Source organism: Bacillus sp. 166amftsu, from assembly GCF_900107445.1.
Taxonomy (GTDB): Bacteria; Bacillota; Bacilli; order Bacillales; family Bacillaceae_G; genus Bacillus_A; species Bacillus_A arachidis.
Genome location: NZ_FNQA01000002.1, coordinates 244,052 through 265,206, shown reverse-complemented (window position 1 = coordinate 265,206; position 21,155 = coordinate 244,052). Strand labels below are relative to the sequence as shown.

Here is a 21,155-nt window from a genome sequence, read left to right as displayed (position 1 = left end):
AATCTCACAAAGCTAAAAAGATTACATATATTACCGAGTATTTTTCAATATTGTCTTGATCGAAGAGCGCTCCCTTAGGCGCTCTTTAATTTTAAAATAACGCTTTTGTTAAACTTTAAGATTTAACTACATCGGCTCCATTTAGAAACTCTTTTAAAGATTCTCTACAATTTGCACACATATCGACTTTCCCAGTCGCAGTTATATCATCGTATTCACTTTGCCCGTTCATTCTACGTTGAAACGATAGTAAATAACTTTTTACCCTTTCTCGAAATTTAAACTCAAATGTAACTGTGCATGTTTCTTTAGGGTTAATAACGTTTTTACAACGATCACAACAATTTGCCACTGTTAATCTCTCCATTTCTTAACAAAATTCAAATTTTATTAAAGCAAATGTGTTTTTCGTTCATCCATACGAGTTACTTTTCCACCTTTATATACAAAGGACTGTTCCCCATGACCACTTGTTGGTGGCTCTATTGGATGAACTTGTCCATCTTTCACAACATAAATCATATTTTCCGCTAATGAAATTTCAGCCTTCATTTCTACAATGTTCTCCTTGATAATTGCCACCGGAACCACTCCTATTTGTGTTATAATTACTTTGTCGAATAATTATGTCGGGAGTGATCCTGGCTTTTTTATTTGCCTATAAATATTGCACAACAATTTTGTGTACCTACTTTTATGTTACGAAAGCTTCCTCCCCTACAGTTAAAAGCATATATAATCTCAGAAAAATTCAATGTTACGTTGATAAATTTGAAAATGTATAGACAAAAGGCCCTTATCACGGTGACCCTAAAAAGAATTTTGAATTCGAATGGGATGTACAACTCTCCAAAAAAGGAATGAAGGAATGGGGGAAATATACAAAGAATGAGAAAAAATATATTAACGTTGCTCCAGATGACACAATTTCACACTAACATATTTTATGAGGATTATTATGTTCCAACTGAGTTTATTTGTAGAATGTCAGAATAAGGACAAAGCATTGACAGTATTGCATGAGTTATTAAAAAAAATAGACACCATGATTACTTCACATGATGTAAGCTCAACTGAACCTTATTGGAAGTTTGACGGTTGGTTTAAGGTTGTATGTAATATAGAAACTTCAAGAAGTACTCTTGACGTTGAGGAAGCAGAAAAAATACTTGAAAAGATATCAAATAAATGGTTGTGGGATAAGGGGAAAATTTCTGCTAGTTCTACTAGCAATAATGATGGCACAGTGTTTTTTAATGACAAAGTACGATTTTTCACTTGTTGGTTTGAAGACTTTGAATAATTTTTTGATAACTTTGATGGGCTAGATGCCTCTCAAGCTTTTATAATTTATTAGTACCTATACCTATAAACATTTAGGGGGATAGAAAACGGATTTAAAATACGAAAGTAAAGGAGATAAATTATGGCAATTCATATTACAATGAATAAAGAATTTGAAGACGAGGAAATGGTTGTATATCAATTTTACCCCTTAGAATATCCAGATAAAGTTGGAAAAATGTATTTTCATAAAAAAGAGCAAATGTTTCATGAAATAGATCCAGTTCCGGTAAAATCAACTGCAACAAGTGAACATTACTTTTATTGTGCATGTAGCAGAATAATGCAATGTATCAAGAGTGGTGGAGAATTCTTGGAAGAAATGGAATATGGAGTATAATGAAATAAAAAATGTATAAGTTTCATTTGCTGTTACATAGTATGTCTTACCTTTCCTGTTGTGTACTTTGTATTGTGATGAAGCATTTACAATAGCCTTCGCATCGATTGTAAATCCTAATCCTGTATCTAAAGTACCAGCACCATCTTTATCATGCCAAGATGGTGAGTCATAGAAACGTAGGTTGTCCACTTTAGACACAACACGTTTTCCTGCAATCAGATTAACTGGCTCTTTCTTTTCGAATTTGATGTAAGAAGGATTGTTATATACCCACTGATTCCCACCAAGATTTAACCATCCATCTTTTTCGCCCCACACTTTATATGACTCTGGTTTCTTTAACTGACGAATAACAGGGTAACTTCCATTTGGTCCTTTGCGAAGATTAACATTGTAACTTTCAATAACCTCACATATTTATCATAACTGTGTTTGAATTTCTCGATTACGAACATAATCCCACTACTTATTTAATTATATGCTGGTTTTCCCCTCTCGCATTATGTAATTTTCATATTGATCATACTGCTAAAATTTGGTGATTATTGCTTTGATAGGAAAATAAATCCATGCCATAAATATACTTAACTTGATTAATATCTTATTATAAGGTAAATTTAATGCAATATCGTTTTATGGTAATACTCATCACTCCTTGTTTATAATCGGTTTTTACAAAGGGAACAAATTGTGTCTGCATGCACAATTTTTCTACAATAATTTTAAACATCTATTTGTTTTATAATTTATGTTAAAGGTGGTATGTATGAAGAATAAAGCTCCAGAAATTACGATTTTAAGAAGTATAGCGTGTCTAAGTGTGTTACTTATACATTCTATAACAAAAAACCCTGCAAATTTTGAGTCGGAAAGTATACTAGAACTATTCCTAGCTTATTTTCAATTATTACTTATGTATGGTACACCAATGTTTGTTTTTATATCTGAATTTGTAATAGCTTATAATTATCAAAATAAGCTACCAAATAACTTCATGTTAAAAAGAGTAAAGTTTATATTACTACCTTTTATATTTATGGGGATTTTTTATGCTATAACGTCAAATTACGAAGATGGGCTACATTCAATTTTAGTTCAAGCTACTAGAAATGTTGTATTAGGAGATTACCATGGTTATTTTATTTTAATCATATTTCAATTTTATTTTCTACATATGATCTTTAAAAAAGTAGAAAATCACTTTTCTCCTAAAACCGTTATTCTTTCCTCTTTATTTATAAACTTTATATATCTCGGTTTCTTTAATTTTATTGAACCATTTGATATACCAAGTGCCGACTATATTTGGTATCGATATTCTTGGATTCCATTTCCAGGCTGGATTGCATACTTTTTTATAGGGTATTATGCAGGTACTCACTACGAATCTTTTAAATCTTGGTTAATGCAGTATTCCAAACAGATAGTTTATTCATGGGTTTTAACTGGCATGATGATAATCCTTTTTCAAAAATTCAACATTATAACTGATATTAGTTCTAAAAGAATTGATATTTTCTTATTCACAATATCTACAATACTACTATTTTTCTATATCGCTTCAAAAATAAAGCATGTACCTAGATTCCTTATATTTGTAAGTCGATATTCTTTTGGAATTTATTTACTACATCCTTTTTTACTTGACACGATAAGTAGTACTATACAAACAAAAATCCCTCAGCTAAGTACAATTCTTGGTGCATTGTTTACGGATTTTTTCGTTGCTCTACTCATTCCAATTCCTATAATATATCTTTTAAATAAATTTAAACTCGGCCCATATATTGTAGGTAAGGTAGCTCCTAGCTTTAAATCAAACTTGAAAGTGTCTAACGAAAAGGTTTACACCCCAAGTCAGAAAAGCTTCTGATTTAAAATATAAAAAAACGTCTAACGAAAATGAGACAGATTATTTTATTAGGCAACTTCTTGGGCATGTGGCCCGGTATTATACCGGCACATGCCTTTTCGTTTTTCCTTAGTCCCTATAGGAGTTGCATCATTCTCAATACGTATTTTCATGTGAAATACATAATAATTAACATTACCTCTTAATTAAAGCTGAATATCCCGCTATTTATTTTGTAAAACATAAAAAGCCAATGCCCCTATCATATGGGAGCATTGGCTTTTTTAATTTATAACGAAAGAAATGCTGAATCTCTTTCCATGAGCTTAAGATTGTAATTTTCACGAAAGTCACTTTTGTTTACATAATAAAATTACCGTTTTCCAGTAGATAGACTACAATATTACTCGCATCTTGAAACTCCTAATGCTAAAAATAAAGCTGCTAAGTTTACTGTAATTGATATTTTAAACGTGATAACATCACCTACTTTTGCTACTAAAAACAAAGCTCCGTTTTCTTATAAAATACAAGTCACCGACAATTGCAAGCCCATTAGCCCCCTCCTTTCAGACAGGTAACTATCAATCTATGATTTCGATAAAATTTACATCTTCTTTTCTTTATATACGGTAAAGAGTTTGGAATTTACTAAAGAAAGACAATTTTATTATTTTATATCGAAAGCATGTAATTTCTAATATATTCCTATATAATCAACAGAGTAAATCTTACAAATGGAGGTATTAAAATGGCTTTTTGGAGTAATATTAGTGCGATTTTATCTTTAGTGACTCTTATTCTACTAATCTTATGTATCATTTCACTTTTTAAGAAAAATGGGAAAGCAATGAAATATGGTAGACCGGCAGTTATTTGTTTGATTATTTCACTTTTAGTATCAGCAACAATCACCACACAAACGAATCACCCAGTTGTTGGCTTTTTCGCTAATTTATGTTTAATCCTATTTTTCTTTTTCCTCGTTCTAGCAATTTTATCTATTATTAAAAAAACTGGCATGGCAAAAAAACAATTTTTAATTACAGGTGGGTTGCTTATGGCTTTTGTTGTATTAGCTACTATCGCAACCCCTTCTACTGAAAAAGTCTCAGTAAAAGATAAAAAACTTGCAACTGAACAAGCAGATAAAAAAGATGTAGACAAGAAAAAAGAACTAGCAAAGAAAGAAGCAGACGAAAAAACTCAAAAACTAGAAGAAGAGCAAAAGCGTCAAGCTGAAGAACAAGCTCAAAAACAACAAGAAGAGCAAAAGCGTCAAGCTGAAGAACAAGCTCAAAAACAACAAGAAGAGCAAAAGCGTCAAGCTGAAGAACAAGCTCAAAAACAACAAGAAGAGCAAAAACGTCAGGCTGAAGAACAGGCTCGCAAACAAGAAGAAGAGCAAAAGCGTCAGGTTGAAGAACAGGCTCGCAAACAGAAGGAAGAACAACAACGTCAAGCTGCTGAGCAAGCTTCACAAAAGAAAAGTACTGTAGCGTCCGCACCTACTAGCAATCAAGGGGGGGCTAATGGACAACCTTTCCAGAATAATCCTAGTGATGATAAAGAAACAAACACTTCTTGTAAAGGACAAATTAAAGGAAATGCTAATTCTAAAAAGTATCATGTTCCCGGCGGTCAATATTACGATTCTACAAAAGATAATATAGTTTGGTTCTGTTCAGAAACTGATGCCAAGGCAGCTGGTTATGTAAAATCGAAAAAATAGACCTTGGATTATTGAATTTTAAATCTTGAAATTCCTATTTCAAAAATTTGAGACGTATATTTTCGAATCTGCCCTAACTGCTTTCAAGCTAAACAACAATTCGTTGCATGGTTGCAATGAGTTTTCTCCATATAAAAAACGTTGGATGACAGCATCATTCCTATCTGCCATCCAACGTTCTTCTTTTATTTCAAATATTCCTTTCTAGAGAGATAGAAAACAAAACATACTACTTATTTACTAATTTGAACCTAAATTCTACTTTATTATAGGTACATTTTTTTCTACAACATGAAATCCTTCGTTTTGCATTCTACTTTCGAACAAAATCTTCCATGCTCTTCCTAGAAAATATTAGTTTACAATATTTTTTCAATCTCCTTCCCCAACTCTTCCTGCTTCGTCTGCGGCGCAAAACGATCTATCACTTTTCCGTCGCGTCCTATTAAAAACTTCGTAAAGTTCCACTTAACCGCCTTCATGCCAAGTATGCCTGGTGCCTGCTCCGTCATATATGCATATAATGGATGCGCGCTATCACACCTTACATCAATTTTCGCAAACATCAGAAAGGACACACCGTAATTTCATTCACAGAAGTTCCCAATGGTGACCTGTATAGGGGAGCTAAATGGTATGGAAGCGCAACTGGTCCTACTATATTGGCTGTTGCACAACTATTCGTAGGAACAAAAGAAAAAATAGTTTATGATGAATTTGAAAAAAGAGTTTAATAAACAAGCCTTATTAGAAAAGAATGGAGAATTTTCTAAAAGCAAATTAAAAGATTTTTTGATATCAGAAATTGAGGAAGATACGTTAGAAGATACTATTACATTTTTAAAATGTGAAATTGGGAAAGAAAATGAAAAACTAAAAGAGGATTTGTATCATGGTGACAAATATAATGGAGTCATACTTGATGGAAATCAATATTTAATAAAAAAAGAAGGAAAGCAAGCAATAATTATTGATGCAATATCAGAGGAACACTCAAAAGAGACAAAATTCACAAGGTTTGAATTACCAATTGATACCCTACTATACGTTATCATCAATAAGGACAAAATTTTGGAAGAATTATAATGCCCTATAAATTTAAAATAAATACTACAATTCCTGAGGAAATGACTTCGGCTTTTCCATGACCATACGGATGATCCTCATCAACAGGTTGGTTTAAAATTTTCATTATGTCATCTGTTACGAGTTCCATCTTATGTGCTCTATTTTTGAAATCAATAAACACCATCGAATATCTCATATCATTTTCCTTTTCTACTAAACAGTATTTTTGTTCAATTTATCTCTCTAAATACTTTCTCGCATTCTTCTGTAACTAACCTTTTAGAAGAAAATTAAATCCGTAAAGTTTTTTGCATTTTGTCCAAACACAATTTCTACTTCTCAAATAGTATAATATAGACCATTAAAAATAAGGAGAGTGACATACCGATGGCGGATTCTTTTTATTCCCATGATAAGAAGTATTATAAAAATCAGCACCACTCGTATTCAAATCGAAAAAAAAGTAAATGTTTTGTTGAAACTCATACAATTGCCGGTGTGGGAGAAAATCTATCTGGAAATATCCCCTTAACCATTACTGTATTACCCGGAGCTCCTCAAACTATTTTCGAAGATTTTACTGATAATCATAATAAAACCTTACTTCAGTTAACAGTTCCTTTAAAAGAGCTTCCTATAACTGTAACTATTCAATCAAGAAGAACTAACAGACCAATTACTGCAACCATTCCTACTGGAGTTACAAGGATTTTTCAAGTAGAAGATTTCGAAAGCCTAACTGCCTCAACAGCTAGCCCTAATCCTGGGTTTTTTAGTGTTTTTATCAAAAAAACTTTCTGCATTTGCTGTAATGATCGAAATGATTCTTGTGATGAATATTATCATGAGTATGACCACAATTGTTAGAGTAAATCACCAAAAAGATTCCTTGAAATATAGGATTCTTTTTTTCTTCATAGGATCATCGAAGCCTCTTCCAAGCCAATCAAAACGCGCTTGGAAGTACTCCTTAATACAAGGAATTTTAAAATCCTGCTGCTTCTCTAGCCCTAAACAAGTTTCATAAAAATTAATTAAAAAATCCTCGTCTTTAACACTCTGTATTTCTTTCAACATACAAGCAGTAAATTAGACAGAGACGGCGATGGTGTTGCATGTAAACGTTAATATATATAAAAAGAAGCTCATATTCGAGCTTCTTTTTTACAACACCCTTTCAATCTCCTTCCCCAACTCTTCCGGCTTCGTCTGCGGTGCAAAACGATCTATCACTTTTCCGTCTCGTCCTATTAAAAACTTCGTAAAGTTCCACTTTACCACCTTCATGCCAAGTATGCCCGGTGCCTGCTCCGTCATATATGTATATAATGGATGCGCGCTATCACCTTTTACATCAACTTTAGCGAACATTGGAAAGGACACACCGTAATTTAATTCACAGAAACTTGTAATCTCTTCTTCTGTGCCTGGTTCTTGTCCTCCAAATTGATTGCATGGGAAACCTAAGATTTCAAACCCTTGCTCTTTATACTTTTCATAAATCGCTTGTAATCCTTTATATTGCGGTGTAAATCCACATTTACTTGCAACATTTACAATGAGAAGAACTTTACCTTCATACTCTCGCAACGATTTTTCTTCCCCTGTAATTGTTTTTGCAGAAAAATCATAAACTGTCATATATATTTGCCCCTCTCTATCATTTCATACTTATTATCATATATGTATTTAACTTTCTCGTCTAATGAGAGCGCTTTATTTCTGTTCAAAAATTCGACACAAACTACTAGACAAATAGCTTGGAAAGTTTTACAATTGAATTGTGAACAAAATGTGACAGTTTACCTTCTAAATTGTGACATTTTCAATTCCATTATAATAAATCAAGGATGGTGTTGATAATGAAAACTGCACAACGTGAAATGATTTCAAATCGCGAGTTTTACTTCGTATTATACATGATGTTACTATTTGTTACCGGTTGGCTTATGGACGTAAATGGGCTATTTCTAAGTAAATACTTTACACTTGCAGGAATGATTTCTCTTCCACTAGTTGGCGGACTTGTCGGATTCTTTATTATGTCAATTACTAAAGATCAAACTAAATAATAGCATTACATAAAGGCAGAAAACGATTTTTCGTTTTCTGCTTTTTCTTTTATAATAAAAAGAATACTACATTACAAGGAGTGATATATGTGAAAAAAGTAGAGCAACTCTCTTCACAACTATACTTGATTGACGATCATGATTTACAACATGACGAGCGTACAGGTACATACGTTTTAGTTGGTGATGATATTACTTTAATTGAAACGTGTGCTGCCCCTTCTCTTCCTTATCTTTTAAATGGTTTACAACAATTACAAATTAACTTAGCTGATGTTAAAAATATCATTGTTACGCATGTTCATCTTGATCATGCTGGTGCAGCCGGATTAATGATGGAAAAATGTCCAAATGCGACTTTATTTGTCCATTCGCGTGGTGCTCGTCATATGATTGACCCTACAAAATTAATTCAAGGTGCTAAAGCTGTATATGGCGATGCTTTTGATAAGCTCTTCAATCCGATTCTTCCAATTCCAGAAAAGCGAGTCCATATTGTGAAAGATGGTGAGACACTACAAATATCAGAAAATCGGATACTAACTTTTTACGATACACCAGGGCACGCCAAACATCACATAAGCATCCATGATTCCTTAACAAATGGCATTTTTACAGGTGACACAATTGGGATTTATTATCGAGAACTAGCTGAACTTGACGTGGAACTATATTTACCGACCACATCTCCTTCACAATTTCAACCGGATGCGATGATAGCAGCAAAAGATCGTATTCGAAATATGAAAGTTGACTCGATCTACTTTGGGCATTACGGTGCATCTTCCCATGTTTCTGAAGTATATAAACAGCTTGAATACTGGCTCCCTATCTTTGTTGAAGCTGGAAAGCAAGTATTTGAACAAAATCAGGATTTTGAAGCGGCAAGTCATGAACTGTATGTTTTGCTACTTGAAAAGGTATCCTCTCACCTTTCCCAGAAAGGCGTACCATCCACTCACTCTATTTATGATGTGATAAAGCTAGATATGGAAATTAGCGCAATGGGGATTATTGACTATTTAACAAAACAAGAAAAGATTGAAACAACTATTAACTAAAAGAAAAAAAGAGGATATGATGCTCTTTTTCAAGCATATATCCTCTTTTTTGGAATATGCTTTTTACTTTCCCTCTTCTCTATCACTCTATTCCACACGTAAGAATTATAATTTTCCTGTATAATACAGTTATCCAATGATTTATGGAGGAATGCTGGAATGTTTTTTCAATTTTTTCTACTAGCAGTCATTATGGCCTTTATTAGCGGGCGTTTAATTGGTACAAAGTTAAATCTTCTCAAGCAAGCAAGTGCAGCGATTATGGGGGTGACAGTTACATCAGCTATGTATTGGTTCATGTATTTGCGTTACCACGATGAATCTATTGTTGGTGTAGATAGATATTTTTGGCTTGGAAGCTCATTAATTGTTTCCATGTTGTTTTATCTTATGTTTGAACTATTTGATCCAATTAGACGCGAAGAAAAAGAAGAAACCCTAAATGGAAGTCGCAATCCGATCTCCAATTTTTTTGCTCGAATAGGGAGACAAAAAAGGTATATGCGCGTTACTTCCATCGCTTTAAAACATGGAATGGGTAAATATTTAGCTCTTAAAAGAACACCTGAAGCGGACTACAAACTTGCCATTGCACTCCGAAATACACTAGAGGAATGCGGAGGTGTGTTTATCAAATTTGGACAGGTATTATCAACCCGTTCTGATTTACTCCCTTCCTCCTTTATTCATGAATTATCAAACCTTCAAGAGAATGTCACACGTCTATCTCATGATCAAGTGGAAGGGATACTAAAGAATGAGTTATCTGTGCCAAAAGATGAGCTATTTAGCTTTTTTGATATGGAGCCATTAGCAGCGGCTTCCATCGGACAAGTTCACAAAGCAAAACTTAAAGCTACTAATCAGGACATTGTTGTGAAGCTTTTACGCCCAGACATTTCTTCTACAATACAGCGTGATCTAGATATTCTTATGCACTTTGCATTATGGATTTCTAACAAATCTAATTGGGCCAAAAATATCGGATTTCTTGATTTAGCACAAGGTTTCTCTATTGCAATGAAAGAGGAAATTGATTTCAAAATTGAAGCTCGTAATTTCAAACAAGTTTCAGCTTCTATGGAAAATAGCCAAACGAAAGTGAAAATCCCGAAAGTATATCAAGAATACAGTAACTCCAAAATCCTAGTTCTTGAATTTCTAGATGGTGTTAGTGTGAAAAATGGTACAGCACTATTAAACGAATTACATATTGATACGAAGGAAGTACAACGGCAGTTATTTGACTGTATATTAGAACAGATTTTCTTTAAAGGTATTTTCCATGCTGATCCTCATCCAGGCAATGTTTATATTCTTCAGGATGGAACTCCTGCATTACTTGATTTCGGTTCTGTTGGAAGACTCGGTACGTTGCAACAAGATGCCTTTAAACGATTACTTATCGGGTTTGAACGTAAAAATTCGTATATTTTACTCGATGGCCTACTTCAATTAGTTGAAACAAAACCATCAATTGATAAAGACAGCCTAGAACAAGCAATTAGTCAGCTATTAATTCAAAGTACATACTCATCTTCTAGTAGTTCAGAAGAATTTATTCAAGGGCTATTTCAAATCATCGCAGACTTCGAATTAGCTTTTTATCCGATGGTAGCTGGTGCTTTCCGTTCGCTTATTACTTTAGAAGGTACAATGCTACAATTAAACCCTCAGTTTAATTTAATGGATGAAGCAAAGCGCTTTGCTAAAGATCATGCAGTGAATTTTATGCCTGTTAGCAATTATACCGATTTAAAAGAAGCTGCAACAAATGAATTAATGTCTATATTACCTGCTGTGCGAAGAATTCCAAGGAAACTTGACGATTTAAGTTCAAAGCTAGAGAACGGCGAACTATCCCTGAAAGTCGGATTTTTCTCAGATCCAACAAATGCTTCTTTTGTTACTACATTTATCTCGCAACTCCTTATCACTCTTATAGGAACAGCATTTGGCGGTATTTCAATTGGTGTCTTATATTTAGCAAACGACGCAAAAGAGCCAAATGATCAATTTTTGAGTGTGGTTGGCTACGTCGGTTTATTTATTAGCGCAATTCTCCTCGTGAGAGTAGCGATACATGCAGTAAGGAAATTTAAGTAATAATTTTCATAATTACAGAAAGAAGAGCCTCTTATAAAACAAAGGCCCTTCTTTTCATAAACTTAATTTATTTGTTGGACTTTTTCATTTACATACTGCATAAACTGATCCGCTTGTAAAAATTCTGCTTTATAAGCTTCAGGAACTTCATTTATTGTTACACCTTCACTGGATTTGATTTTTGCTTGTATTTTTTCATATGTCATTAAAGCATCTATATACTGTTTATATTCTTCAGAAGTTAATACTTCTTTACTAGACTTCTCCCCATTCAATTTATCAAAATACGGCTGGAGTTCCATTGATACCTTTTTCATTTCTTCTTTTTTCGCCGGCGATAATTGATCATAATCAATATTACCGTTTGAATCACCATATTCAAGTTTTGCATTTGCAAGTTTTTTTAAATACTTTGTAAAATCTTCGTATTCCTTTTCTCCAATTTCATCTTTTGCCTGAGACAATTTCGCATTTAAGCGCATATAACCTTCTAAGGTTGCACTTCCTGCATGTTTTTTCAAGTTTTCAAATGATCCGTATATGCCATCCGCTTTAATCGATTGATATGCAAATCCTGTCGTTGGAATTAACAGTGCCGCTGCAAGCACTCCTGTGATAATACGCTTTTTCATCGTTTTCCCTCCGCGCTTCATTTTTACTTGAACCATTATTTTTTCTTTTAACTCCGGCGATGGTTCAATTCCCGTCGCTTCTTCTTGTATAGATTCCCTTACCCGATTATCTAAACTCATTTCACGTCCCCTACCTCTCCTAAAAAGATCGCCTCCACTTGCTCTTTTTGACGTAATTTCTTTAATGCCGCATGAATTCTTGATTTAACTGTCCCTACTGGAATATGTAAAATATTTGCTACTTCTTCTTGTGAATAATCATGTAAATAACGTAGTATAATGACTTGCTTCAATTTGTAAGGTAATTTATGAATAAGTGCAATGAGCTTTTGATTCGACATCTTGTTCACAACATCATTAGAAAAATCAAATTCAATCGGTTTTCTCTGTTCTTCAGCTTTCTTGACAATGCGTAAACGCATCCACCTTGTTCTCCGATATGAGTGAATTTGTCTGATTGCAAGCCCTATTAACCACGGTCGAAAGGGCTTTTCTCGATTATATTTACTAAGTGATTGATATAACTGTATGTATATTTCCTGGACTACATCATCTACATCTGTTTTTTCCTCTATCAAAAAATGTGCTGTCTTATAAACATCTTGAATCGTTATATCATATAGCTCACTGTATGCTTCTTGATTTCCTGATAGAGTTAATTGAATAAGACGCTGATAGTCTGTTTCTCCTTCCATTTACCTTCCCTCCTTTGTCTTACACTATATATTGGCAAGTAAAAAACATTTCGTTCGATTTTTTTAAAAATTTTTTCAATATAAATCAATATTAGGATTTAATATTTACTACTTTATAACGTTTGCTTATGGCCTCTTATAACAATTATATAATTTTCCAGTTTATGATAGGTGTTTAAAATGATATATATAATATATTTTGAGGAGGACGTCTAAATGAAAGCTATTGTTGTAACTGCATTCGGTGGACCTGAAACGATGAAGTATACAGAAGTAGATATGCCGATTTTTAATGAAAAGCAAGTGTTAATTCGCGTTATCGCAACAAGTGTCAATTTTGCTGATATTAAATCCCGCCATGGGAAAAAAGGAAATGGAAAACTACCATTTATTCCTGGTATAGATGCAGCAGGAATTGTAGAACAAGTAGGTTCGGATGTAAAAAACATCCGCGTAGGACAGCGTGTAATCACCTTTCCTCTTACTGGTTCGTATGCTGAATATGTTGTCGCCAATGAAAACCTTACGTTTGTGTTGCCCGATGAAGTTGACTTCACCACTGCCGCTGCTTGTCCTGTTGTATCTTTTACGAGCTACAACTTACTTGCAAATGTCGCAAGATTACAGCAAGGTGAATCGGTCCTCATTCATGCAGCTGCCGGCGGAATTGGAACAACAGCCATTCAATTAGCAAAAATATTAGGAGCTGGAAAAATCATTGGAACAGTCGGAAGTGAAGCAAAAAAGAAAATCGCTTTAGAAGCTGGGGCTGATCATGTTATTTGTTATCAAAATGAAGATTTTGTAAAGAAGGTAAATGAACTGACTAATGGAGAAGGTGCAAATGTTATATTAGATTCCATTTCTGGTACAATATCAGAAAAAAGTTTAGAATGTCTCGCTTACTACGGCCGCCTCGTCCATTTTGGAAATGCGAGCGGTGAAATTGGCACATTCCGTACAAAAGATTTACATGCAAGCTGTCGTTCTATTCTTGGCTTTAGCTTTGGAACAACTCGAAAGAAACGTCCTCAATTACTCCGTCATACCGCTGATCAAGTTTTTCATTATTTACGTGATGGAAGCCTGCAAATTGAAATTGGTAAACGGTTTACACTTCAAGATGCAGGGAAAGCACATGAATGGATCGAAAGTAGAAAAAGTACTGGGAAAATTATTTTGAAGGTCAAATAGAGGTGTCATTTATGGGATCACGCATTATGCATTTAATTATTGCAAACGGTATTGCAGAGAGATTATCCATTCAAGATAAAACTTCCTTCTTACTAGGCGGAATCGCTCCTGATGCAGTTCATTCAAAAGTAGAAAAAGAAGTCTCTCATTTCTACGCTGGTACTACAAAGAACTATACGAGAAGAATCGATTTTGATTCATTTTTTTATAAATATGAATCATTCATCGACTCCCCTTTTATTTTAGGATATTACACACACCTTATTGCCGATGATAATTGGCTAAACGGTTTTTTTCTTCCTTGGCTCCAAAATAGAATCGAGCATGATCAAGCAAATTTATCCCTGTATCATCATGATTTTAAATTGTTGAACGCAAAACTATTACATCATTACGATAAAGAGCAGCAATTCCTTTCTATTCTAAATCAAAAAGCAAGCATACCAAAGATTAAGGAAGTAACAGAAGAAAACGTTCTAGCTTTTAAAAAGCTTATTTTTGATGATATGGTATTTCCACAGCAAGATCTGTATGCCGAATTACAAGTATTTACGTTTGACCAAATTGTCGGTTATGTAGAAACTGCTATTGAGAAAGGTGTTTTCTTTCTTAGAAAGGCTCTAACATAATTATTTAACCTTTTAAACACAAAAAAGACGTGACTACTTTATACATGTAGACACGCCTTCTTACTTTCATCATTCTCCCATTAAGAGAAGTCTCTTATTATCTAGGCTTCTTCTTCCCAGTAAATGCAGGTTTCTTTTTCTTTGGTGCTTTCGGTTTTGACTCTACAAAAGTACCTTTAAACATTTCTTGCTTTTTAAATTGAATGCCTAACTTTTTCGCAAATTGGAGTAGTTTACGCTCTTCTTGCGGAGTAACAAGAGAAACAACTGTCCCCTCTTTTCCCATACGTCCTGTACGACCTGAACGGTGAATGTATTGATCTAATGTATCTGGTAATTCTAAGTGAATTACGTGTGTTAAATCATCAATATCTAATCCGCGCGCTGCAATATCAGTTGCAAGTAGAATTTCTAATTTCCCTTGACGGAATGCGCGCATCGTCGCTTCACGTTCTTGTTTGCTTGCTTCTGCATGAAGAGCGGCTGCTTTCATTTTGCGATACTTTAATTTTTCAGCAATTTCATCTAAACGATATGGATCGTTTAGAAAAGCAACTGCTTTTACATTACCCGTATGCATAATTCTTCTTACATAATCATTTTTCTCACGACGCTCACAAACGACATACGTATGTTCCACTAAACTTTTTGTTTCCGTGCGTTTAATGCGAACTAATTGTGGTTCTACTGCAAAATCACGTGCTGCTTCTTCTGCATCTTTTGTCATTGTTGCAGAGAAGAATACTAATTGACGATCACGCATTGTTGATTTAATGACATCTAATACCGATTCCATCATCTTTTGTTTTACAATTTGATCAAACTCATCAAATACAATTGTCTTTACTTCATGCATTTTTAATTTTTTCATGCGAATTAATTCTAAAATACGTCCTGGTGAACCAACAATTACTTTTGGGTGTTTCTTTAACTTCTCTACTTGGCGCTTAATGTCCGCACCACCAATTAAAGATGCACCTGAAATATCAGTTCCTGCTGTAAACTTTTGAACTTCTTCATGAATTTGCATAACAAGTTCACGTGTTGGTGCTAAAACGACAACTTGTGGTTGTTTCACTTCAGGATTAATTTTATGTAAAAGTGGTAGTAAGTACGCTAATGTTTTTCCGGTTCCAGTTGGAGACTCAGCTATAACGTCTTGTCCTTCTAAAATGGTTGGAATTGCTTGCTTTTGAATTTCAGTAAACTCTTTAAAACCAGCCTTCTCCCAAGCTTGTTGCAAAAATGGTTGCATATCTTTTATCATTTGTTTTTCTCCTTTATCTCTATTTTTGAAGAAAATGTTGTATTGCTCGCACTGTTTCTATCATGTGAGAAATAACAGCTATTAAATCATCAACATGGTCTTCTGTAATCGCTTTTTGAAATAGAACTTCTACTTTATTATGATATGAAATCGCTTGCTTATTATATTCGTATGAAATTTGTTGCGTAATCATTCGCTCTTTTCCCCAGATAGATTGTAACAAACTTTCGATTTTTTGGCAGTCTGTTTCTGGGTGCTGCATAGGGAACGTAAAGCGTAGTTTCATTTCACATCCTGGTATAAACTGTGGCACCTCTAATATCTCACCTGATAGGTTCTTCGCATCTACAGACAGTGAAAACGTCGCTTCTACTAGCGGTTCAAACTGTTCAGTTAATTGAAATGAAATATTATATATGCGGCTTAGCGATGCAAGGTCCATCATATCTTTTCGATCAGTTACAAGAATATCACCATGTAAATCAAAATCATAGACAGCTCCTTCAACGATTACTTTTAAGTTGTCAAAAGCAGTTGGATCAAACATAATTTCCTCCAAAAAACAGGCGCCTTTCGATGGAAAGGCGCCACTTGATGTATATATAGTTTACAGATAAACGAGATGAATTACAACCTTTTAGAATAAACCTACTGCTTTTCCATCTTCATTTACGTCCATTTGAAGTGCAGCTGGTTGTTTTGGAAGACCTGGCATTGTTAACATTGTACCAGTTAACGCTACAATAAAGCCTGCACCGATAGATGGTTTCAATTCACGAATTGTAACGATAAAGTCAGATGGTCGTCCTAACTTTGTTGCATCGTCAGAAAGAGAATATTGTGTTTTCGCCATACATACTGGCAAGTTACTCCAACCTTCTCCTGTAAATTGAGCCAATTGCTTACGTGCTTTTGGAGCAAATTCAATATCTTTTGCACCGTATACTTTTTGAGCAATTGTACGAATTTTTTCTTCTAATGGCAATTCTAAATCATAAAGTGGTGCGTATTTATTGTCACCTTTTTCAATTACCTTTAATACTTTCTGAGCAAGGTCCACACCGCCTTGACCACCTTTTTCCCAAACTTCTGTTAAGGAGACTTCGTAGCCACGCTCGTTACACCATTCTTGTAAGTATGTAACTTCTGCATCTGTATCTGTAATGAATTTGTTAATTGCGATTACGAATGGAACACCAAACGCTTGAATTGTTTCAACGTGTTTTTGTAAGTTTTCCATTCCTTTTGCTAGCGCATCTACATTTTCTTCTTTTAACTGATCTTTCGCCACACCGCCGTGCATTTTAAGCGCACGGATTGTTGCAACAATAACGACTGCTTCTGGTTTAATGCCTGCTGCACGCGCTTTAATATCTAAGAATTTCTCAGCACCTAAGTCCGCACCGAAACCAGCTTCTGTAATCACATAATCACCTAATTTTGCTGCCATTGTTGTAGCGATAACACTGTTACAACCGTGAGCGATGTTCGCAAATGGCCCGCCGTGAATAATTGCTGGTGTATTTTCTAATGTTTGTACTAAGTTTGGTTTTAATGCATCTTTTAATAGAAGTGTTAACGCTCCTTCTACGCCTAAATCTTTAACTGTTACAGGCTCATTATCCATATTATAAGCAACTACAATACGAGATAAGCGTGCTTTTAAATCTTGAATATCTGTCGCAAGGCAGAACACTGCCATAATTTCAGATGCTACTGTAATATCAAAACCGTCTTCACGCGGTACACCTTGAACTGGTCCACCAAGACCAATTACTACATTACGCAGTGCACGGTCATTTAAATCTACACAACGCTTCCATACAATTTTTCGTGTATCAATCTTAAGTACATTTCCTTGTTGAATATGGTTATCGATAAACGCAGCTAATGCGTTATTTGCAGTTGTAATGGCATGAATATCACCAGTAAAGTGAAGGTTGATATCTTCCATTGGTACAACTTGTGAATAACCTCCACCTGCTGCACCACCCTTTAGTCCCATTGTCGGTCCTAGTGATGGCTCACGAAGTGCAATTACTGCTTTTTTACCAATTTTATTAAATGCTTGACCTAAACCAACTGTTACTGTTGATTTACCTTCTCCTGCTGGAGTCGGGTTAATCGCTGTTACTAAAACAACTTTTCCGTCCTTCTCAGTTTGTAAGCGCTTAAAAATATCAAGAGATAATTTCCCTTTATAATGACCATAAGGCTCTAGTTCTTCTTCTAAAATATTTAACTCAGCTGCAACCTCTTGAATTTTCTTCATACTTGCTTCTTGTGCTATTTCAATATCGGATTTAACTGTTGTAGTAGTTGGCATATTCCCTAGTCCCCCTTTAATTGGTTCTGCCCATATTGTATCAGTTTTTTGTATTTTCTGCACTTATTTACCTCCTAATTTTTTCTCATTTCTTCAAGCATTATTTTTTCAACATAAATACCCACAAAAATGTTAGAGCTTGCTGCAGTTCTACTGATAATTGTCCAAGCGTTTTTTCGTTTACCCCTCGTTTATATACACCTATACCATCTACTATTTGAAATCCTTGCTCCTCAGCAAGCTTTTCAAATTCCCAAGGCATCATTGTATTACAAACAACATCTTTTCCATATAAACGAGGATAGCTATTTTCACGTGGTTTTGCTGTTGGTCCTAAAATTGCAATACACGCATATCCATCAGGTCTCAAAACACGTTTTATCTCATCTAACGCCTGTAAGGGCTGCTCTGTCCATTCTAACGAGTTCACCGCTAATATCGCTGGAAATTGTTCAGTCTCAAAGGGCAATGAAGAAAGATCTCCTTTCACAAATGACAAATTCGGCCCTTCTCCGCGTTCCTTTCCTTTTTGAATCATTTGCTCAGATAAATCTATACCGCACGCTTTATATCCTGCTAGACTTAATTTATATGTACCATACCCATCACCGCAGCCAACATCTAGAACTGCCACACCATTTTCTACATACTTTTCAAAAAATGGGATGATCGTACTTCGACTTCCATAATCCCACATCTCTTGACTATTTTGATTCCAAGATTCCGCATTATCGTCCCACTTTTTTTCTGCGGATTTATGCCAATTAAACTTTGTCATGTTTCCCCCTACTTTCACTTGTTTTCACTCATTCCATTCTACATCATTTTCCAATATTCCTGTTTATTCTTGCGGAGAGATGGATAAGATAGCAACAGACTTATGCATTCTCCAAATTTTGTATTACTTGGATATAACTCATACTCATGTTCTCGTCTATTTGAAAAATAATAAAGATACACCCAATTGAAAGAGAGGGATGTACATGCAAAAAAAACGAACACATCATTTTAAAAGTGGTGAAAAAAACGAAGAATATGCAGCTGAAATCTCACCAGGGCATCTTCCAATTCGACATAGACGCAAAGAAATTGCACATGAAATAGAAGGTACAAATACTGGTACAGTTATCGGTTATGTAGCACTATTTCTTTCTTTATTCTCAATTGCTTTTTATCCAGTTACCCTTGGTTCTCTTTCCATTTTAATTGGCCTATTAGCCGTTAATTTTGGAGCAAAAACACTTGGATATACAGCCATTGGATTTGGTAGTTTTTCTGTTTTATTTACGTTATTGTATCCACTTGCTTTATCAGCATTATAAAACACACCAAGTATTACTTGGTGTGTTCACTCGTGATACAACATAATATGTCCACATGCGCAGCAATGCTTTGCTGTAATTTCTTGAAACACTGGATAGTTTTCTTCATCCCTATGTTCAATGAATACCTTTTCAAAACGATACATGTTTTGGGCGTATGCCCAGTCTTGTTTCGTACGTGCATATAATGTAGATGAAAAGAACTCTTCTCCACCACAAACTACACATATTTTTTTCATTCTCATCCCCCCTACACTTGTCTTACTTCATTTATATGAACATACGCATAAAAAAAAGACCTTCTATCATTAGAAAGTCTCTTCCGTAACAAAAAGAAATGTATTAAACATACCTATTCCGCTATACTCTTTCTTTTTACCAGCTTCTGTTTCAAAAGTTTGTTTCACTGTTATAAAAAATACACCGTTTCGTGTATCTGTGCTTACAAACTTCATTTTTTGTTCCTTCTTGCCTACATTTTGGGTGCATTCAAAGCTACCTTGATTACAAATCAATGCATACTTATCCTCTAAATAAGACCTGAAATCAGATTCTTTCGGACAAGTTAAAAGTAGTACTGCAACAAGAATAATGCTGACAATACCTACCGCTGTATAATATTTCTTCATTGTTTCTCCTTTCAAAAAACAAGAAAACTTGACCTAAATTGCCAAGTTCTCTTAGTCCACAACCCATTGCCACTCTTGTTCTTTCTTATCAAAAATAAGCCAGCCAGTTTCGGTTGCATCTTCTTTTAATTCCTCTATGTTATCTAGTACTTCATCCGTACTTTCATACGAACCAACTACATACACAGGAATCTCTAAGCCTCTTCTTGACTCAATTTTCCCCGCTAAATCAATGTACAGTCCGTCTTCCATTAAGGGAACAAGCCCAAGAATAACTTCTTTTGAAATTGCTGGGAATATTTTCGATTTTTGAAAGAAAGAAAATCGTTTTTTTCCAAATGAACCGAGTTTGTACGGAATTACTTTGCTAAGCATTCCTACAAAATCAGCAATTCTACGGTAATACACTTTGTTGTACCAACCATCATCATGTGAAAAGTAGACAAATCTATTTTTCAAAAGTGGGAAAAACGCTCTCCCAAGTGGTTCTTTTTTGTGAGCCAAATATAACAATTCTGCAATTTCCTTTGGCTCCAATTCATCTAAATCACTTGCATCATCAAAGTCCACCCAACAGAACTCATCAAATTCATCAATCTCTGCTTTCATTAATTTATGTATGTTCTCTTCTTCGACATATTCGAATAAAGTATGATAGTGAAAATCAGTCCACTCAAAATTATGTTTTAAAAGCAACACTTGATGAAGCGGTGAAGGGATATTACTTGCAAACTCTTCAAATGTAATTCCAGATGTAATAAAACAATGACCCCGACGATTACCATTAATATATATCATATTCTTTACTTGGTCAGATCCTCCAGACAAAGCACCTAGCCACCTTCGTTTTAAATGTTTCAATTCTATAGCATATTTTAACATG

Annotated in this window: 24 protein-coding genes and 5 pseudogenes; 13 read left to right on the top strand and 16 right to left on the bottom strand. The window is 34.5% G+C overall.

Annotated elements, in window-relative coordinates:
* Nucleotides 1–115: 115 nt before the first annotated feature.
* A complete protein-coding gene (locus tag BLV40_RS08080) occupies nucleotides 116–352 on the bottom strand; it encodes a hypothetical protein (RefSeq protein WP_090688780.1) in 237 nt (78 codons plus the stop codon).
* Between the two features lie 38 nt (nucleotides 353–390).
* Nucleotides 391–582, bottom strand: coding sequence for a DUF3954 domain-containing protein (locus BLV40_RS08075; protein WP_026592383.1), 192 nt, complete (start codon nucleotides 580–582; stop codon nucleotides 391–393).
* 215 nt (nucleotides 583–797) lie between these two features.
* On the opposite strand from BLV40_RS08075, the pseudogene BLV40_RS29110 reads away from it, so the two are divergent.
* From BLV40_RS29110 to BLV40_RS29105, 3 genes and pseudogenes are all read left to right on the top strand, one after another.
* Nucleotides 798–938: pseudogene (locus BLV40_RS29110) on the top strand (polymorphic toxin type 17 domain-containing protein); the annotation flags it as partial.
* 20 nt (nucleotides 939–958) lie between these two features.
* Nucleotides 959–1,303, top strand: coding sequence for a hypothetical protein (locus BLV40_RS08065; protein ID WP_244525349.1), 345 nt, complete (start codon nucleotides 959–961; stop codon nucleotides 1,301–1,303).
* Nucleotides 1,304–1,426: 123 nt separating this feature from the next.
* Nucleotides 1,427–1,684, top strand: a complete 258-nt coding sequence (locus BLV40_RS29105) for a hypothetical protein (RefSeq protein ID WP_090688778.1) — start codon at nucleotides 1,427–1,429, stop codon at nucleotides 1,682–1,684.
* Between the two features lie 9 nt (nucleotides 1,685–1,693).
* Here BLV40_RS29105 and BLV40_RS08055 read toward each other — a convergent pair.
* Nucleotides 1,694–2,092: pseudogene (locus tag BLV40_RS08055) on the bottom strand (N-acetylmuramoyl-L-alanine amidase); the annotation flags it as partial.
* Nucleotides 2,093–2,453: 361 nt separating this feature from the next.
* On the opposite strand from BLV40_RS08055, the gene BLV40_RS08050 reads away from it, so the two are divergent.
* The gene (locus tag BLV40_RS08050; protein WP_231503944.1) at nucleotides 2,454–3,560 is read left to right on the top strand and encodes an acyltransferase family protein; all 1,107 of its coding nucleotides are present in this window, start codon (nucleotides 2,454–2,456) and stop codon (nucleotides 3,558–3,560) included.
* A gap of 730 nt (nucleotides 3,561–4,290) precedes the next feature.
* Complete coding sequence (locus BLV40_RS08040; RefSeq protein ID WP_090688776.1) at nucleotides 4,291–5,271, top strand: sunset domain-containing protein; 981 nt, start codon at nucleotides 4,291–4,293, stop codon at nucleotides 5,269–5,271.
* A gap of 359 nt (nucleotides 5,272–5,630) precedes the next feature.
* Here BLV40_RS08040 and BLV40_RS08035 read toward each other — a convergent pair.
* Nucleotides 5,631–5,873, bottom strand: a pseudogene (locus BLV40_RS08035) (glutathione peroxidase); the annotation flags it as partial.
* A gap of 106 nt (nucleotides 5,874–5,979) precedes the next feature.
* Between BLV40_RS08035 and BLV40_RS08025 the strand changes: the two are divergent.
* The gene (locus BLV40_RS08025; protein WP_090688769.1) at nucleotides 5,980–6,357 is read left to right on the top strand and encodes a hypothetical protein; all 378 of its coding nucleotides are present in this window, start codon (nucleotides 5,980–5,982) and stop codon (nucleotides 6,355–6,357) included.
* Nucleotides 6,358–6,364: 7 nt separating this feature from the next.
* Here BLV40_RS08025 and BLV40_RS27880 read toward each other — a convergent pair.
* Nucleotides 6,365–6,463, bottom strand: a pseudogene (locus BLV40_RS27880) (cation-efflux pump); the annotation flags it as partial.
* Between the two features lie 263 nt (nucleotides 6,464–6,726).
* On the opposite strand from BLV40_RS27880, the gene BLV40_RS08020 reads away from it, so the two are divergent.
* The gene (locus tag BLV40_RS08020) at nucleotides 6,727–7,206 is read left to right on the top strand and encodes an exosporium protein D (protein ID WP_090688764.1); all 480 of its coding nucleotides are present in this window, start codon (nucleotides 6,727–6,729) and stop codon (nucleotides 7,204–7,206) included.
* A 39-nt stretch (nucleotides 7,207–7,245) separates the two neighbouring features.
* Here the strand turns inward: BLV40_RS08020 and BLV40_RS28820 are convergent.
* Together BLV40_RS28820 and BLV40_RS08005 are read right to left on the bottom strand one after the other, a co-directional pair.
* Nucleotides 7,246–7,419 (bottom strand): annotated as a pseudogene (locus tag BLV40_RS28820) (replication protein); the annotation flags it as partial.
* An 84-nt stretch (nucleotides 7,420–7,503) separates the two neighbouring features.
* Nucleotides 7,504–7,980, bottom strand: coding sequence for a glutathione peroxidase (locus BLV40_RS08005; protein ID WP_090688762.1), 477 nt, complete (start codon nucleotides 7,978–7,980; stop codon nucleotides 7,504–7,506).
* Nucleotides 7,981–8,189: 209 nt separating this feature from the next.
* Between BLV40_RS08005 and BLV40_RS08000 the strand changes: the two genes are divergently transcribed.
* The 3 genes from BLV40_RS08000 to BLV40_RS07990 all read left to right on the top strand — a co-directional run bounded on the left by BLV40_RS08000 (nucleotide 8,190) and on the right by BLV40_RS07990 (nucleotide 11,578).
* Nucleotides 8,190–8,411, top strand: a complete 222-nt coding sequence (locus BLV40_RS08000) for a DUF3925 family protein (RefSeq protein ID WP_170833621.1) — start codon at nucleotides 8,190–8,192, stop codon at nucleotides 8,409–8,411.
* 89 nt (nucleotides 8,412–8,500) lie between these two features.
* The gene (locus tag BLV40_RS07995) at nucleotides 8,501–9,472 is read left to right on the top strand and encodes an MBL fold metallo-hydrolase (RefSeq protein ID WP_026592186.1); all 972 of its coding nucleotides are present in this window, start codon (nucleotides 8,501–8,503) and stop codon (nucleotides 9,470–9,472) included.
* A 159-nt stretch (nucleotides 9,473–9,631) separates the two neighbouring features.
* Entirely contained in the window at nucleotides 9,632–11,578 is a 1,947-nt protein-coding gene (locus BLV40_RS07990) for an ABC1 kinase family protein (protein WP_090688755.1), read from the top strand.
* Nucleotides 11,579–11,640: 62 nt separating this feature from the next.
* On the opposite strand, the gene BLV40_RS07985 is transcribed toward BLV40_RS07990, so the two are convergent.
* Both BLV40_RS07985 and BLV40_RS07980 read right to left on the bottom strand, forming a co-directional pair.
* The gene (locus BLV40_RS07985; protein WP_026592187.1) at nucleotides 11,641–12,330 is read right to left on the bottom strand and encodes a DUF3600 domain-containing protein; all 690 of its coding nucleotides are present in this window, start codon (nucleotides 12,328–12,330) and stop codon (nucleotides 11,641–11,643) included.
* Nucleotides 12,327–12,905 (bottom strand): sigma-70 family RNA polymerase sigma factor, encoded by a 579-nt coding sequence (locus BLV40_RS07980; protein ID WP_026592188.1) that lies wholly within the window; start codon nucleotides 12,903–12,905, stop codon nucleotides 12,327–12,329. Before BLV40_RS07980 ends, BLV40_RS07985 begins: the two co-directional genes overlap by 4 nt.
* Before the next feature lie 216 nt (nucleotides 12,906–13,121).
* Between BLV40_RS07980 and BLV40_RS07975 the strand changes: the two genes are divergently transcribed.
* Both BLV40_RS07975 and BLV40_RS07970 read left to right on the top strand, forming a co-directional pair.
* Complete coding sequence (locus BLV40_RS07975) at nucleotides 13,122–14,099, top strand: quinone oxidoreductase family protein (RefSeq protein ID WP_090688752.1); 978 nt, start codon at nucleotides 13,122–13,124, stop codon at nucleotides 14,097–14,099.
* A gap of 11 nt (nucleotides 14,100–14,110) precedes the next feature.
* Complete coding sequence (locus BLV40_RS07970) at nucleotides 14,111–14,728, top strand: hydrolase (RefSeq protein ID WP_090688749.1); 618 nt, start codon at nucleotides 14,111–14,113, stop codon at nucleotides 14,726–14,728.
* A 97-nt stretch (nucleotides 14,729–14,825) separates the two neighbouring features.
* On the opposite strand, the gene BLV40_RS07965 is transcribed toward BLV40_RS07970, so the two are convergent.
* The 4 genes from BLV40_RS07965 to BLV40_RS07950 form a co-directional block, all read right to left on the bottom strand.
* The gene (locus BLV40_RS07965) at nucleotides 14,826–15,995 is read right to left on the bottom strand and encodes a DEAD/DEAH box helicase (RefSeq protein WP_026592191.1); all 1,170 of its coding nucleotides are present in this window, start codon (nucleotides 15,993–15,995) and stop codon (nucleotides 14,826–14,828) included.
* 19 nt (nucleotides 15,996–16,014) lie between these two features.
* Nucleotides 16,015–16,542, bottom strand: a complete 528-nt coding sequence (locus tag BLV40_RS07960) for a hypothetical protein (RefSeq protein ID WP_139265504.1) — start codon at nucleotides 16,540–16,542, stop codon at nucleotides 16,015–16,017.
* 90 nt (nucleotides 16,543–16,632) lie between these two features.
* Nucleotides 16,633–18,321: a formate--tetrahydrofolate ligase gene (locus BLV40_RS07955; protein WP_090689942.1), complete on the bottom strand. Its 1,689-nt coding sequence runs from the start codon at nucleotides 18,319–18,321 to the stop codon at nucleotides 16,633–16,635.
* A 100-nt stretch (nucleotides 18,322–18,421) separates the two neighbouring features.
* Nucleotides 18,422–19,099: a class I SAM-dependent methyltransferase gene (locus tag BLV40_RS07950; RefSeq protein ID WP_090688743.1), complete on the bottom strand. Its 678-nt coding sequence runs from the start codon at nucleotides 19,097–19,099 to the stop codon at nucleotides 18,422–18,424.
* Between the two features lie 205 nt (nucleotides 19,100–19,304).
* Here BLV40_RS07950 and BLV40_RS07945 point away from each other — a divergent pair, with 205 nt between their 5' ends.
* Complete coding sequence (locus tag BLV40_RS07945) at nucleotides 19,305–19,643, top strand: permease (protein WP_090688740.1); 339 nt, start codon at nucleotides 19,305–19,307, stop codon at nucleotides 19,641–19,643.
* 26 nt (nucleotides 19,644–19,669) lie between these two features.
* Here BLV40_RS07945 and BLV40_RS07940 read toward each other — a convergent pair whose 3' ends face one another.
* The 3 genes from BLV40_RS07940 to BLV40_RS07930 form a co-directional block, all read right to left on the bottom strand.
* Nucleotides 19,670–19,882 carry a hypothetical protein gene (locus tag BLV40_RS07940; RefSeq protein ID WP_026592196.1) on the bottom strand — a complete coding sequence of 71 codons (213 nt, stop codon included), beginning with the start codon at nucleotides 19,880–19,882 and terminating at the stop codon, nucleotides 19,670–19,672.
* A 69-nt stretch (nucleotides 19,883–19,951) separates the two neighbouring features.
* The gene (locus BLV40_RS07935; RefSeq protein WP_026592197.1) at nucleotides 19,952–20,272 is read right to left on the bottom strand and encodes a hypothetical protein; all 321 of its coding nucleotides are present in this window, start codon (nucleotides 20,270–20,272) and stop codon (nucleotides 19,952–19,954) included.
* A gap of 51 nt (nucleotides 20,273–20,323) precedes the next feature.
* Complete coding sequence (locus BLV40_RS07930; RefSeq protein WP_026592198.1) at nucleotides 20,324–21,100, bottom strand: hypothetical protein; 777 nt, start codon at nucleotides 21,098–21,100, stop codon at nucleotides 20,324–20,326.
* Between the last annotated feature and the right edge of the window lie 55 nt (nucleotides 21,101–21,155).

Coding starts and splice junctions, on each gene's coding strand:
- BLV40_RS07965 (WP_026592191.1), bottom strand. CDS start 15,995: ATGATAAAAGATATGCAACCATTTTTGCAACAAGCTTGGGAGAAGGCT.
- BLV40_RS08065 (WP_244525349.1), top strand. CDS start 959: ATGTTCCAACTGAGTTTATTTGTAGAATGTCAGAATAAGGACAAAGCA.
- BLV40_RS07945 (WP_090688740.1), top strand. CDS start 19,305: ATGCAAAAAAAACGAACACATCATTTTAAAAGTGGTGAAAAAAACGAA.
- BLV40_RS08050 (WP_231503944.1), top strand. CDS start 2,454: ATGAAGAATAAAGCTCCAGAAATTACGATTTTAAGAAGTATAGCGTGT.
- BLV40_RS07935 (WP_026592197.1), bottom strand. CDS start 20,272: ATGAAGAAATATTATACAGCGGTAGGTATTGTCAGCATTATTCTTGTT.
- BLV40_RS07950 (WP_090688743.1), bottom strand. CDS start 19,099: ATGACAAAGTTTAATTGGCATAAATCCGCAGAAAAAAAGTGGGACGAT.
- BLV40_RS07980 (WP_026592188.1), bottom strand. CDS start 12,905: ATGGAAGGAGAAACAGACTATCAGCGTCTTATTCAATTAACTCTATCA.
- BLV40_RS07960 (WP_139265504.1), bottom strand. CDS start 16,542: ATGTTTGATCCAACTGCTTTTGACAACTTAAAAGTAATCGTTGAAGGA.
- BLV40_RS08000 (WP_170833621.1), top strand. CDS start 8,190: ATGGTGTTGATAATGAAAACTGCACAACGTGAAATGATTTCAAATCGC.
- BLV40_RS07990 (WP_090688755.1), top strand. CDS start 9,632: ATGTTTTTTCAATTTTTTCTACTAGCAGTCATTATGGCCTTTATTAGC.
- BLV40_RS07985 (WP_026592187.1), bottom strand. CDS start 12,330: ATGAGTTTAGATAATCGGGTAAGGGAATCTATACAAGAAGAAGCGACG.
- BLV40_RS08005 (WP_090688762.1), bottom strand. CDS start 7,980: ATGACAGTTTATGATTTTTCTGCAAAAACAATTACAGGGGAAGAAAAA.
- BLV40_RS08020 (WP_090688764.1), top strand. CDS start 6,727: ATGGCGGATTCTTTTTATTCCCATGATAAGAAGTATTATAAAAATCAG.
- BLV40_RS07970 (WP_090688749.1), top strand. CDS start 14,111: ATGGGATCACGCATTATGCATTTAATTATTGCAAACGGTATTGCAGAG.
- BLV40_RS07975 (WP_090688752.1), top strand. CDS start 13,122: ATGAAAGCTATTGTTGTAACTGCATTCGGTGGACCTGAAACGATGAAG.
- BLV40_RS29105 (WP_090688778.1), top strand. CDS start 1,427: ATGGCAATTCATATTACAATGAATAAAGAATTTGAAGACGAGGAAATG.
- BLV40_RS08025 (WP_090688769.1), top strand. CDS start 5,980: ATGATGAATTTGAAAAAAGAGTTTAATAAACAAGCCTTATTAGAAAAG.
- BLV40_RS07940 (WP_026592196.1), bottom strand. CDS start 19,882: ATGAAAAAAATATGTGTAGTTTGTGGTGGAGAAGAGTTCTTTTCATCT.
- BLV40_RS08040 (WP_090688776.1), top strand. CDS start 4,291: ATGGCTTTTTGGAGTAATATTAGTGCGATTTTATCTTTAGTGACTCTT.
- BLV40_RS07955 (WP_090689942.1), bottom strand. CDS start 18,321: ATGCCAACTACTACAACAGTTAAATCCGATATTGAAATAGCACAAGAA.